The following is an 11,741-nucleotide window of genomic DNA, read 5'->3' as shown; positions in this document are numbered from 1 at the left end:
GGCGGGCCCCGCCGCTAGCGGAGTATCCCTTCCAGGAAGTCGCTCCCGAGCCGGGCCACCACCGTGACGTCCAGCTGGTGCAGGACGTACCGGCCGCGGCGGCGGGTGGTCACCAGACCCGCCTTCTTCAGCACGCTCAGGTGCCGGGATATCTCGGGGGCCGTCATGCCGTGCACCTGGGTCAGCTCGCTGGTCGTGAACGCGCTGCGGGCCAGGCTGCGGCACAGCCGCATCCGCACCGGGTGGGACAGGGCGGCCATCCGCAGCGTCAGCTGCTCGACCGAGGGCGGGGCCGCCAGCTCCGGGGAGCCGACCGGGTAGTGCAGGACCGGCTGCCAGTCGTACCGGTGCAGGACCATCAGGTGGGGCCGGCCCAGGCTGGTGGGGATGAGCAGCAGACCGCCGTCCCGAGTGGCCGTACGGCCGTCGCCGAGCTTGTCGACCGTGATCCGCGTGGCGGACTCGTCGAGCGCCACGGCCGGCGATATCGAGGCGAGCGCCTCGGCCAGGCCCCTGCGCCGCAGGAGGTCGGTCTTGTGCCGGGCGTCCGAGGCCAGCTGGTGGCGCAGCCGGGACCAGGTCTCCGCGAAGAACGCCGCATCGCAGTCCTCCAGGAACTGCCTCAGCCACGCCCGGATCCGCGGCGGGTCCGCCAGCAGCCGCTCGCTGAAGCGCACCTGCTGCGGACCGCGCGCGGCGGCCAGATCCAGCGCCCTCCGGCGCAGCTCGGGGTCGGAGAGCGCGGTCGTCCCGCGCGTGCTGTACGGCAGCGCGCACGTGAACTCCAGGGCCGCGTCCACGAACTGCTCGTCCGTCAGCTTGTCGAGCAGGTCCAGCTCCTCGGCGAGCGTCGCGCCGGGCAGCGTGGCACCGCCCGGGATGCCCGCGGCCGGCAGGAACAGGTCCGAGAACAGCGTCCGCCACAGGAAGTCGGCCTCGCACATCCGGTCGGCCAGATGCGGGTCGAGCCCCGCGCTCACGCCCGTCACCCAGCCCTGCAGGCCCGGATGGTGCCCCGGCTCGGACAGCGCGTGCAGCGCCATGCAGAGCTCGGCCAGGGGCGAGGGCACGACGGCGATCCGCTCCGGCCGCAGCCCCGCGATGTCGATGTGCACGCTCATGCCCTCATGGTGCACGCCGCCACTGACAACGTCGCCGTCGATTGACGGCCGCCGTCAATCGACGCGACCGCGTTCTACTTACCGACCGTCTCGATCGCCTCTACCGTCTCGACCGCTTCGCCGGCCACCTCGCGCACCCGCGCCACGAAGTCCACGACCGCCGCCTTCACGTCGTCCGCCGTCCACGCCAGGCCGTCGGCGCGCACCGTGACCTCGGTGATGCCCAGGCCCGGTCCGCCCCGGTCCCAGGGGACGCCGAAAAGCAGGGTCCTGGTCTGCTCGGCCTGGCGTACGGCCGCCTCGGCGAGGACGTCCGGGTCGTACGGCAGCCAGACCTGGAACTCGTGGGTGTGCGGCTCCTCGGGGAAGACGCGCGCCCACGGCACGCCGGCCTCGGCGAAGCCCTCGCGCAGCGCGGCGGCGACCACGCGCGCGTGGGACACGTACTGAGGCAGCCGGGGCAGCTCGCGTTCGAGGCCGACGAGCGCCGACAGCACGGTGGGGAACTGCTGGAAGATCATGCCGCCGTACCGGTGCCGCCAGGTCTTCGCCTCCTCCACCAGCGTCCTCGGGCCGGCCAGCGCCGCGCCGCCGAAGCCGTCGAGGGACTTGTAGAACGACACGTAGACGCTGTCCGCCAGGCCCGCGATCTCGTCCAAGGGACGCCCGAAGTGCACGGTGGATTCCCACAGGCGTGCCCCGTCGAAGTGCACCACCGCGTCGCGCTCGCGCGCCGCCTCCACGACCTCCGTCAGCTCCTCCCAGGAGGGCAGCACGAAACCGGCGTCCCTGAGGGGCAGCTCCAGCATCAGCGTCCCGAAGGGCTCCTCGAAGTCGCGCACCTCCTCGGCGGTCGGCAGCCGGGGCTCGCCGGTGAGGCGGACCGGGCGCAGCCCGGCGACCTCGCTGAGCGCACTTCGCTCGTGCACCTCGGGGTGGGCCAGCGCGTGCAGCGCCACCGTGGGGTTGCCGGTACGGCCCGCCCAGCAGCGCAGGGCGATCTGCTGGGCCATCGTGCCGGTCGGGAAGAACGCGGCGGCCTCCGTCCCCAGCAGCGCTGCGACGCGGTCCTCCAGGGCCTCCACGATCCGGTTGCCGTACATGTCGCCGGGCTCGTCCAGGTCGTACACCTCGGGCGCCGCCTCCTGCAGCCACGCGAGCCGTTCGCGCAGGGTGCCGCGGAAACCCGCTCGTGCCAGGACGCGCTCCGCCCCCAGGAAGGCGGCCGCCCGCCGCTCCCGCAGCCGCTCCTGCGCCGACTGCTCCCCGCCCTGCTCCGCCGTGTCCGTCATGCTCCGGATCATGCCGTGCGGCGGTCCGCGCGGGCACCCTCATTTCCGCTGTCCCGCCGACGGGCGCGGGGTGTTGGGTAACCCACAGCCTGTGGACAACCGGACGCCTCTGGAACCGATCGCGTTAACATGACGAGAAATCGTCCGGTACCCAGAGCGGACTGGAACGGGAAGGCCGCCGTCGCGTGAGTACAGTCCACCAGCCAGACCCCAAGGACCGCCCCGCGCGGCTCACCGTCGGCGTCGTCGGCGCCGGCCGGGTGGGCCCCGCACTTGCCGCGTCCCTGCAACTCGCCGGACACCGCCCGGTCGCCGTCTCCGGGGTCTCCGACGCCTCCAGGAGGCGCGCCGCGCAGATGCTGCCCGACGTGCCGATCGTCCCGCCCGCCGAGGTTCTGGGGCGCGCCGACCTGGTGCTGCTGACCGTCCCCGACGACGCGCTGCCCGGGCTCGTCGAGGGCCTCGCCGAGACCGGGGCTGTCCGCCCGGGCCAGCTGCTGGTGCACACCTCCGGGCGGTACGGCTCGAAGGTCCTCGACCCCGCCCTGCGCGCGGGCGCGCTGCCGCTGGCCCTGCATCCGGCGATGACCTTCACCGGCACCCCGGTGGACGTCCAGCGCCTGGCGGGCTGCTCCTTCGGCGTCACCGCCCCCGACCAACTGCGGCTCGCTGCCGAGGCGCTCGTCATCGAGATGGGCGGCGAACCCGAGTGGATCGCCGAGGAGAACCGGCCGCTCTACCACGCGGCCCTCGCGCTGGGCGCCAACCACCTGGTGACGCTGGTCGCCCAGTCCATGGAGCTGCTGCGCACGGCAGGCGTCGAGGCCCCCGACCGGATGCTCGGCCCGCTGCTCGGCGCCGCCCTCGACAACGCCCTGCGCTCCGGCGACGCGGCCCTCACCGGCCCCGTCGCACGCGGGGACGCGGGAACCGTCGCCGCCCATGTCGCCGAGCTGCGCAAGCACGCCCCGCAGGCCGTCGCCGGCTACCTGGCGATGGCGCGCGCGACCGCGGACCGCGCGCTCGCCCACGGACTGCTGAAGCCGGAACTCGCGGAGGACCTCCTCGGGGTACTCGCCAACGGGACCGACGGGACCACCGGCACCGAAGGGGACGCCCGATGACCACCGCCCTGCTGCGCACCGCCGATGAGCTGCACGCACGCGTGCGCGTGGGCCGCCGCGCCGTCGTGATGACCATGGGCGCCCTGCACGAGGGCCACGCCACCCTGATCCGCACCGCCCGCGAGATCGCGGGTCCGGACGGCGAGGTCGTGGTCACCGTCTTCGTGAACCCGCTGCAGTTCGGCAAGGGCGAGGACCTCGACCGCTACCCGCGCACCCTGGACGCCGACCTCAAGATCGCCGAGGACTCCGGCGCGGACGCCGTGTTCGCCCCGGGCGTCGAGGAGGTCTACCCGGGCGGCGAGCCCCAGGTCCGCATCAGCGCCGGGCCCATGGGGGAGCGCCTGGAGGGCGCCTCGCGCCCCGGCCACTTCGACGGCATGCTCACCGTCGTCGCCAAGCTGCTGCACCTGACCCGCCCCGACGTCGCCCTCTACGGCCAGAAGGACGCCCAGCAGCTCGCCCTGATCCGCCGCATGGCGCGGGACCTGAACTTCGGCGTCGAGATCGTCGGCGTACCCACCGTGCGTGAGGACGACGGCCTCGCGCTGTCCAGCCGCAACCGCTACCTCAGCCCCGAGGAACGGCGCACGGCGCTCACGCTGTCCCGCGCGCTGTTCGCGGGCCGCGACCGGCACGCGGCGCAGGAGGCGCTGCGCGCGCGGGCGCGCGAGGTGCCCGCCACGCACGCGCGTGCCGAGGCGCTGAGCGCCATAGGGGAGTCCCGCGCCGCGGCCGACACGCACGCCGTCGCCAAGTCCCGCCCCTCGCCCACCACCGCCGTCGGCGGAGACGCTGCGGGTCGCCCCGCCCATACGGGCGGTCCCGCGGCCGTCCGCGCGGCCGCCCGTCTGGTCCTCGACGACGCCGGCCGCCTGAGCCCGCCGCTCACGCTGGACTACCTCGCGCTCGTCGACCCGTCCGACTTCACGGAGATCGAGGACGACTTCACCGGCGAGGCCGTCCTCGCCGTCGCCGCCCGGGTCGGGACGACCCGGTTGATCGACAACATCCCCCTCACCTTCGGAGCCGCCTCGTGACCAGCACAGGCATACGACTGCACGCGCCCGCCCCGGGCTGGTCCATCGACGCGGACGTCATCGTCGTCGGCTCCGGCGTCGCCGGCCTCACCACCGCCCTGCGCTGCGAGGCCGAGGGCCTCAGGACGGTCGTCGTCACCAAGGCCCGCCTCGACGACGGCTCCACCCGCTGGGCGCAGGGCGGCATCGCCGCGGCCCTCGGCGACGGCGACACGCCCGAACAGCACCTGGACGACACGCTGGTGGCGGGCGCGGGCCTGTGCGACGAGGAGGCCGTACGGATCCTCGTCACCGAGGGGCCCGACGCGGTACGCCGGCTCATAGAGACCGGCGCCCACTTCGACGAGTCCGAGGAAGGGCGCCTGGAACTCACCCGTGAGGGCGGCCACCACCGCCGCCGCATCGCACACGCGGGCGGTGACGCGACCGGCGCGGAGATCTCCCGGGCGCTGGTGGAGGCGGTACGCGCGCGTGGCCTGCGCACGATCGAGAACGCGCTCGTCCTGGACCTCCTGACGGACGCCGACGGCCGCACCGCGGGCGTCACCCTGCACGTCATGGGCGAGGGCCAGCACGACGGTGTGGGCGCCGTGCTCGCCCCCGCGGTCGTCCTCGCGACGGGCGGCATGGGCCAGGTCTTCTCGGCGACCACCAACCCGTCCGTGTCGACCGGCGACGGCGTGGCGCTCGCCCTGCGCGCCGGCGCGGAGGTCTCGGACCTCGAATTCGTGCAGTTCCACCCGACCGTGCTCTTCCTGGGCGCCGACGCGGAGGGCCAGCAGCCCCTGGTCTCCGAGGCCGTACGCGGCGAGGGCGCCCACCTGGTGGACGCGGACGGCGTGCGCTTCATGGTCGGCCAGCACGAACTCGCCGAACTCGCGCCCCGGGACATCGTCGCCAAGGGCATCATGCGCCGCATGCAGGAGCAGGACGCCGAGCAGATGTTCCTCGACGCCCGGCACTTCGGCGCCGACATGTGGGAGCACCGCTTCCCGACGATCCTCGCGGCCTGCCGTGCCCACGGCATCGACCCGGTCCACGAGCCCATACCGGTCGCCCCTGCCGCCCACTACGCCTCCGGGGGCGTGCGCACCGACTCCCAGGGCCGTACGACCGTCCCCGGCCTGTACGCGTGCGGCGAGGTCGCCTGCACCGGCGTGCACGGGGCGAACCGGCTCGCGTCGAACTCCCTCCTGGAGGGCCTCGTCTACGCCGAGCGCATCGCCGCCGACATCGCGGCGCGCCGGGCGGAGAACGGCCTCCACGCGCGCGTGCCGGTGCCCGTCGAGCACCCCGAGAAGCCCGCGCACCCGCTGCTCGCGCCCGAAGCCCGGTTCGCGATCCAGCGGACCATGACGCAGGGCGCGGGCGTCCTGCGCTCCGCCGAGTCCCTCGCGGGCACCGCGGACGCCCTTCAGCGGCTGCACGCCGACGCCCGGGACGCCCTCGACGAGAACGGCAAGACCGCCGAGCCCGGCGTCGACACCTGGGAGGCCACCAACCTCCTGTGCGTGGCCCGCGTCCTGGTCGCCGCCGCGCTCCTGCGCGAGGAGACCCGCGGCTGCCACTGGCGCGAGGACCACGCCGAGCGCGACGACACGACCTGGCGCCGCCACATCGTCGTACGGCTGAATCCGGACCGCACGCTGGCCGTACACACCACGGACACCCCAGACTTCCCCCCGACCCGGCAGCAGCAGCCCCACATTCCCCAGGAGCAGTGACAGAAGTGAGCACCCCCGACCTTCCCCTCGCCGAGAGCGGCGGCTGCGGTGACGGCTGTGCCTGTGGCGCTGCCTCCGACATCGCCGGCGAGGAGTATCTGGAGTGCGGGCTCGACCCCGCGCTCGCGCAGCTCCTGGCCGACGCGGGACTCGACCCCGTGGAGGTCGAGGACATCGCCAACGTCGCCATCCAGGAGGACCTCGACCACGGCGTGGACGTGACGACCGTCGCGACCATCCCCGAGGAGGCCGTGGCCACCGCCGACTTCACCGCGCGCGAGGCGGGCGTCGTGGCGGGCCTGAGGGTCGCCGAAGCGGTCCTCTCGGTCGTCTGCACCGACGAGCTCGAAGTCGAGCGGCACGTGGAGGACGGCGACCGCGTGGAGGCCGGGCAGAAGCTCCTGTCGGTCACCACGCGCACGCGTGACCTGCTCACCGCCGAACGCAGCGCGCTCAACCTCCTGTGCCGGCTCTCGGGCATCGCGACCGCCACGCGCGCGTGGGCGGATGTCCTGGACGGCACCAAGGCGCGCGTGCGGGACACCCGCAAGACGACTCCGGGGCTCAGGTCCTTGGAGAAGTACGCCGTCCGCTGCGGCGGCGGCGTCAACCACCGCATGTCGCTGTCTGACGCGGCCCTGGTCAAGGACAACCACGTGGTCGCCGCGGGCGGCGTCGCGCAGGCCTTCAAGGCCGTACGGGAAGCCTTCCCGGACGTGCCGATCGAGGTCGAGGTCGACACCCTGCACCAGCTGCGGGAGGTCGTGGACGCCGGGGCCGATCTGATCCTGCTGGACAACTTCACGCCCGGCGAGTGCGAGGAGGCGGTTGCAGTCGTGCACGGCCGCGCCGCCCTCGAGGCGTCGGGGCGGCTCACCCTCGAGAACGCCAAGGCGTACGCGGACACCGGCGTCGACTACCTCGCCGTGGGGGCCCTCACCCACTCCTCGCCGATCCTGGACATCGGCCTGGACCTGCGCGAGGCGGAGTAGTCGCGATGCTCCTCACGATCGACGTAGGCAACACGCACACGGTTCTGGGCCTGTTCGACGGCGAGGACATCGTCGAGCACTGGCGCATCTCGACGGACGCGCGCCGTACGGCGGACGAGCTGGCGGTCCTCCTCCAGGGCCTGATGGGCATGCATCCGCTCCTTGGGGACGAACTGGGCGACGGCATCGACGGGATCGCGATCTGCGCGACGGTTCCGTCCGTCCTTCACGAGCTGCGCGAGGTGACGCGGCGGTACTACGGCGACGTGCCGGCCGTGCTCGTCGAACCCGGCGTCAAGACCGGCGTGCCGATCCTGACCGACAACCCCAAGGAGGTCGGCGCGGACCGGATCATCAACGCGGTGGCCGCGGTCGAGCTGTACGGGGGCCCCGCGATCGTCGTGGACTTCGGTACGGCCACGACGTTCGACGCGGTGTCCGCGCGCGGGGAGTACGTCGGTGGTGTCATCGCGCCCGGTATCGAGATCTCGGTCGAGGCGCTGGGCGTCAAGGGGGCGCAGCTTCGGAAGATCGAGGTGGCCCGGCCGCGGAGTGTGATCGGCAAGAACACGGTCGAGGCGATGCAGGCGGGGATCATCTATGGGTTCGCGGGCCAGGTGGACGGGGTGGTGAACCGTATGACCCGGGAGCTCGCGGAGGATCCGGAGGATGTGACGGTGATCGCCACGGGGGGACTGGCGCCGATGGTGCTGGGCGAGTCGTCCGTGATCGACGAGCATGAGCCGTGGCTGACGCTGATCGGGCTGCGCTTGGTGTACGAGCGGAACGTGTCGCGTATGTGAGGCGGGGTGGGGGGGCGGTGCGACTGCCCGGCGCTGTGCTCGCCGTCAACTGTTCTCGCCCCCGCCGCCCCTACCCGTCCCATCCCCAGGGGCTGCGCCCCTTCGACCCCCAGGGGCTGCGCCCCTTCGACCCCCAGGGGCTGCGCCCCTTCGACCCCCAGGGGCTGCGCCCCTGGACCTCGCACGGTGCTGCGCCCCTGGACCTCGCACGGTGCTGCGCCCCTGGACCTCGCACGGTGCTGCGCCCCTGGACCTCGCACGGTGCTGCGCCCCTGGACCTCGCACGGTGCTGCGCCCCTGGGACCCACGCCGGGGCTGTGCTCCTGGACCCACGCCGGGGCTGCGCCCCTGGCCCCGATGGGGATGTGTCCTCGGTACTCCCGGTCGGGCCCGCCCTTAGCCTCTGGCTGGTGCGCCCTTGGACCCTGGCTAGCGCTGCGCCCCTGCACGCCACGCGGGGCTGCGCCCCACACGGGGCGCACCCCTGCACCCACGGCAGGCTCGGCCCCCTGCATCCCACGCGGGGCTGCAACCCTGCACCTCACGCGGGCCTTCGCCCCCTGCACCCCACACGGGCTGCACCTCTGCACCTACGGCAGGCTCCGCCCCCTTGCTCCGCCCACGCAGGGCTCCGCCCCCTTGCACCGCCCAGACAGGGCTCCGCCCCCGCACCCCGCTCGTGCTCCGCCCCAGATCCAAGCGCTCGGTCGTGCCGGCCGGGCCCTGTCGGCTCCGGCGGCAGGTGTGCGCGGCCGCCTGGGTGGCTTCGTGCGCCACACCCGGCTGACTTATGTCGAGTTTGTCTGATTAGCGCGTATCGTCGCCGCATGCCCACGCCATACGGATCCCGCGGCGGCATGGCGTTCGGTGTGGAGGAGCTGCGTGTGCTCCGCCGCGCTCTCGCCCTCGCCCTGCACCCCACGCCCGCCTCGGCCGAGGACGTTCAGGACTGCCTCCGCCTCTCCGAGTCCCTCGACGAGGCGATGCGTGAGGGCGCCCGGCTGCGCGCCTTCCTGGTGGCCGACCTCGCCCGGTACCGCGCCGCCCTGCCCGGCACCGCCGCCGGTTACCTCACCCTCCTGGAGGAAGCCCTGAGCGCCGGTTACCGTCCGGACCCCGACGACCTGGCCGGGCTCCGGGCCCTGCGCGGCAACCCCGTCGCGGCCACCCTCCTCCACCGCTGCCAGATCCTGGCCGAGCAGGACGTACGGGCCCGTCTGGCCCGTCGCGGGGCCCGTGCCACGGTTCGGCCCACCCCGACGGTGCCCGCCTCTCGTACGCGCCTTCTGGCGCTCCCAGGGGGGCTCTCCGCAGCGCCTGAGGGCCTCCCCGAGCGCAGGACCTCCGAACGGGAGGGCTTCGGAGGGCGGGCCGCCGGGGGTCGCGCCCAGGAGCTCGCCGGGCATCCGACCGTCGGGCTCGCCAAGGAGCCCGCCCCTGGTCCCGCCAAGAAGCCCGCGCAGAAGCCGGCCGAGCGTCCCGAGCGGCCCGGCCCCAAGTCCCCGGCACCCGACGCTCCCAAGCCGGCGCGGCCCATTCCCACGCCGGGCGAGGTCTTTCCCCGCCGCAAGCCGACCCCGCCGCCTGCCGACTCTCCGCGGCAGCTCGCCGTCGGCTGACGGGCGCGCGGCCCGTTTCGCCCCACCCCGGCCCGGTCGCCGTCCGGCGCGTGGCTACTCTGGACGTATGGACTATGTCTCCGCGCTCGTGCCCCCGGTCGTCATGGCCGTGTTCTTCATCGGTGTGATCCGGGTGATCGTGAAGACCCAGGGTGGGGCCAACAAAGCCAAGGAGGACGCGGCCGTGGATGCCGCCCTCGCGCGCGCGGAGGGGGCTCGTCAGGCCTCCGCCGCCGGCAAGACCGAGGTCTGAGGCACGAGACCGGGCCGGAGAGCCCGCCGGCCTTAGCGGCGTACGACTCGCGGATTTTTCGAGTCGTACGCCCTTTTTGTGTCGTTTGTCGGCGAAAGCGCTCGTCCGCCACGCGAATGTCGGGAACTCCCACTATTGTGCTGAGGTGTGCCTCGCCCATTGGGAGAACTCGAAGACGCGGTCATGACGCGGGTGTGGAAGTGGAACCGCCCGGTGACCGTTCGAGAAGTCCTGGAAGACCTTCAGCAGGAACGGTCCATCGCGTACACCACCGTGATGACCGTTTTGGACAATCTCCATCAGAAGGGCTGGGTGCGTCGTGAGGCGGAAGGCCGGGCCTATCGATATGAGGCGGTCTCCACCAGGGCCGCCTACGCCGCCGCCCTGATGAACGACGCCTGGTCGCAGAGTGACAACCCCGCGGCCGCTCTCGTCGCCTTCTTCGGGATGATGAGCGAGGAACAGCGCCACGCGCTGAGGGACGCCGTGCGGATGGTGCAGGGTCCGGAAACACCCGAAGCCGCTCCGCCCGCTCCCGCTCATACCGCCGAGGAGAACCCCGGCTCGGCGGCGGAGGGCGGCGGGCGATAGCGTCCGCACATGTCAGCAGAGAGCTCAGCGGGGAGTGCCTCCGCGGAGAGTCCCGAAGTCACCGCAAATGCCATCACCGTCCGACGGGCCCGCACCGGCGATGTCACGGCCGTTCGACGACTCCTTGACGCGTACGTCCGCAGCGGCATCCTGCTCGACAAAGCGATGGTGACTCTTTACGAGGACATCCAGGAGTTCTGGGTCGCCGAACGGGACGACAACGCCGAGGTCGTCGGCTGTGGTGCCCTGCACGTGATGTGGGAAGACCTCGCGGAAGTCCGCACTCTCGCGGTGAAGCCGGGCCTGAAGGGCGCCGGTGTCGGCCATCAGGTGCTGGAGAAGTTGCTGCACACCGCGCGCTGGCTCGGTGTTCGCCGCGTTTTCTGTCTGACCTTCGAAGTGGAGTTCTTCGGCAAGCACGGCTTCGTCGAGATCGGTGAGACACCCGTTGACACCGATGTCTACGCGGAGCTACTGCGTTCCTATGACGAAGGCGTGGCGGAGTTCCTCGGTCTCGAACGAGTGAAACCGAACACCTTGGGCAACAGCCGGATGCTTCTGCATCTGTGATCGCCCGCCGACGACAAGGCGCGAAGGGACGACAAGGGTCCGCAAGCGAGGCCAATTCCGGTGCGACTCACCCTGCCCAGGTTCCCTATGTCCGAAACGCACATGTTTCCGGACTGGAGCGGGCCCAGCAGTCTCCGCCGGGGGTTTGTGTTTTTCGGGCAAAAGCGGTTTGCTTTCCGACGTACTGCAGTACTGCATATAACAGGGGACGGCGAAACGGCGGACGCCGCAGGCCCCCGGCCCTCAGTATTGGATGAAAGGAAATCCGGTGGCACAGAAGGTTCAGGTCCTTCTTGTCGATGACCTCGACGGCGGCGAGGCGGACGAGACCGTCACGTTCGCGTTGGACGGCAAGACGTACGAGATCGATCTCACGACCGCCAATGCGGACAAGCTGCGCGGCCTTCTCGAGCCTTACGTGAAGGGTGGTCGTCGTACCGGAGGCCGTACTTCGGGTGGCCGCGGAAAGGCGCGTGCCGCTTCCGGTGGCAGCCAGGACACCGCGCAGATCCGCGCGTGGGCCAAGGAGAACGGTTACGACGTCAATGACCGCGGCCGTGTTCCCGCGATCATTCGCGAGGCATACGAGAAGGCCAACGGCTGATCACGGTC

General features: G+C 72.3%; 12 protein-coding genes. 10 read left to right on the top strand and 2 right to left on the bottom strand.

Going from position 1 to position 11,741, the window contains the following annotated elements:
• Positions 1-14: 14 nt before the first annotated feature.
• Both OG252_RS23280 and OG252_RS23275 read right to left on the bottom strand, forming a co-directional pair.
• Entirely contained in the window at positions 15-1,121 is a 1,107-nt protein-coding gene (locus OG252_RS23280; protein WP_266435753.1) for a DUF5937 family protein, read from the bottom strand.
• Positions 1,122-1,195: 74 nt separating this feature from the next.
• Entirely contained in the window at positions 1,196-2,413 is a 1,218-nt protein-coding gene (locus tag OG252_RS23275; protein ID WP_329338392.1) for a threonine aldolase family protein, read from the bottom strand.
• A 185-nt stretch (positions 2,414-2,598) separates the two neighbouring features.
• Between OG252_RS23275 and OG252_RS23270 the strand changes: the two genes are divergently transcribed.
• The 10 genes from OG252_RS23270 to OG252_RS23225 all read left to right on the top strand — a co-directional run bounded on the left by OG252_RS23270 (position 2,599) and on the right by OG252_RS23225 (position 11,733).
• Positions 2,599-3,537: a Rossmann-like and DUF2520 domain-containing protein gene (locus OG252_RS23270; protein WP_329338390.1), complete on the top strand. Its 939-nt coding sequence runs from the start codon at positions 2,599-2,601 to the stop codon at positions 3,535-3,537.
• The gene (gene panC, locus OG252_RS23265) at positions 3,534-4,577 is read left to right on the top strand and encodes a pantoate--beta-alanine ligase (protein WP_266435747.1); all 1,044 of its coding nucleotides are present in this window, start codon (positions 3,534-3,536) and stop codon (positions 4,575-4,577) included. The genes OG252_RS23270 and panC overlap by 4 nt, the downstream gene beginning before the upstream one ends.
• Positions 4,574-6,301, top strand: a complete 1,728-nt coding sequence (locus OG252_RS23260) for an L-aspartate oxidase (RefSeq protein WP_266435745.1) — start codon at positions 4,574-4,576, stop codon at positions 6,299-6,301. The genes panC and OG252_RS23260 overlap by 4 nt, the downstream gene beginning before the upstream one ends.
• Positions 6,302-6,306: 5 nt before the next feature.
• Positions 6,307-7,293, top strand: coding sequence for a carboxylating nicotinate-nucleotide diphosphorylase (nadC, locus tag OG252_RS23255; RefSeq protein WP_329338387.1), 987 nt, complete (start codon positions 6,307-6,309; stop codon positions 7,291-7,293).
• A gap of 5 nt (positions 7,294-7,298) precedes the next feature.
• Positions 7,299-8,096 (top strand): type III pantothenate kinase, encoded by a 798-nt coding sequence (locus tag OG252_RS23250; RefSeq protein ID WP_266435741.1) that lies wholly within the window; start codon positions 7,299-7,301, stop codon positions 8,094-8,096.
• A gap of 857 nt (positions 8,097-8,953) precedes the next feature.
• Positions 8,954-9,715 carry a hypothetical protein gene (locus OG252_RS23245; RefSeq protein WP_266448225.1) on the top strand — a complete coding sequence of 254 codons (762 nt, stop codon included), beginning with the start codon at positions 8,954-8,956 and terminating at the stop codon, positions 9,713-9,715.
• A gap of 67 nt (positions 9,716-9,782) precedes the next feature.
• A complete protein-coding gene (locus tag OG252_RS23240) occupies positions 9,783-9,968 on the top strand; it encodes a hypothetical protein (protein ID WP_266435737.1) in 186 nt (61 codons plus the stop codon).
• A 183-nt stretch (positions 9,969-10,151) separates the two neighbouring features.
• Positions 10,152-10,559 (top strand): BlaI/MecI/CopY family transcriptional regulator, encoded by a 408-nt coding sequence (locus tag OG252_RS23235; RefSeq protein ID WP_373464542.1) that lies wholly within the window; start codon positions 10,152-10,154, stop codon positions 10,557-10,559.
• Positions 10,560-10,568: 9 nt separating this feature from the next.
• Positions 10,569-11,129 carry an amino-acid N-acetyltransferase gene (locus OG252_RS23230; protein ID WP_329338383.1) on the top strand — a complete coding sequence of 187 codons (561 nt, stop codon included), beginning with the start codon at positions 10,569-10,571 and terminating at the stop codon, positions 11,127-11,129.
• Positions 11,130-11,397: 268 nt separating this feature from the next.
• Entirely contained in the window at positions 11,398-11,733 is a 336-nt protein-coding gene (locus tag OG252_RS23225; protein ID WP_266435731.1) for a histone-like nucleoid-structuring protein Lsr2, read from the top strand.
• The last annotated feature ends 8 nt before the right edge of the window (positions 11,734-11,741 follow it).

This window comes from Streptomyces sp. NBC_01352, from assembly GCF_036237295.1.
GTDB classification, from domain to species: Bacteria; Actinomycetota; Actinomycetes; order Streptomycetales; family Streptomycetaceae; genus Streptomyces; species Streptomyces plumbiresistens.
The sequence above is the reverse complement of the archived record's forward strand: the minus strand, read 5'-3'. Positions and strand labels throughout refer to the sequence as shown.

Bases quoted from the DNA above. Each gene is read 5' to 3' on its own strand.
- OG252_RS23240 (WP_266435737.1), top strand. From the start codon at position 9,783: ATGGACTATGTCTCCGCGCTCGTGCCCCCGGTCGTCATGGCCGTGTTC.
- panC (WP_266435747.1), top strand. From the start codon at position 3,534: ATGACCACCGCCCTGCTGCGCACCGCCGATGAGCTGCACGCACGCGTG.
- OG252_RS23245 (WP_266448225.1), top strand. From the start codon at position 8,954: ATGGCGTTCGGTGTGGAGGAGCTGCGTGTGCTCCGCCGCGCTCTCGCC.
- OG252_RS23250 (WP_266435741.1), top strand. From the start codon at position 7,299: ATGCTCCTCACGATCGACGTAGGCAACACGCACACGGTTCTGGGCCTG.
- OG252_RS23235 (WP_373464542.1), top strand. From the start codon at position 10,152: ATGACGCGGGTGTGGAAGTGGAACCGCCCGGTGACCGTTCGAGAAGTC.
- OG252_RS23230 (WP_329338383.1), top strand. From the start codon at position 10,569: ATGTCAGCAGAGAGCTCAGCGGGGAGTGCCTCCGCGGAGAGTCCCGAA.
- OG252_RS23280 (WP_266435753.1), bottom strand. From the start codon at position 1,121: ATGAGCGTGCACATCGACATCGCGGGGCTGCGGCCGGAGCGGATCGCC.
- OG252_RS23275 (WP_329338392.1), bottom strand. From the start codon at position 2,413: ATGACGGACACGGCGGAGCAGGGCGGGGAGCAGTCGGCGCAGGAGCGG.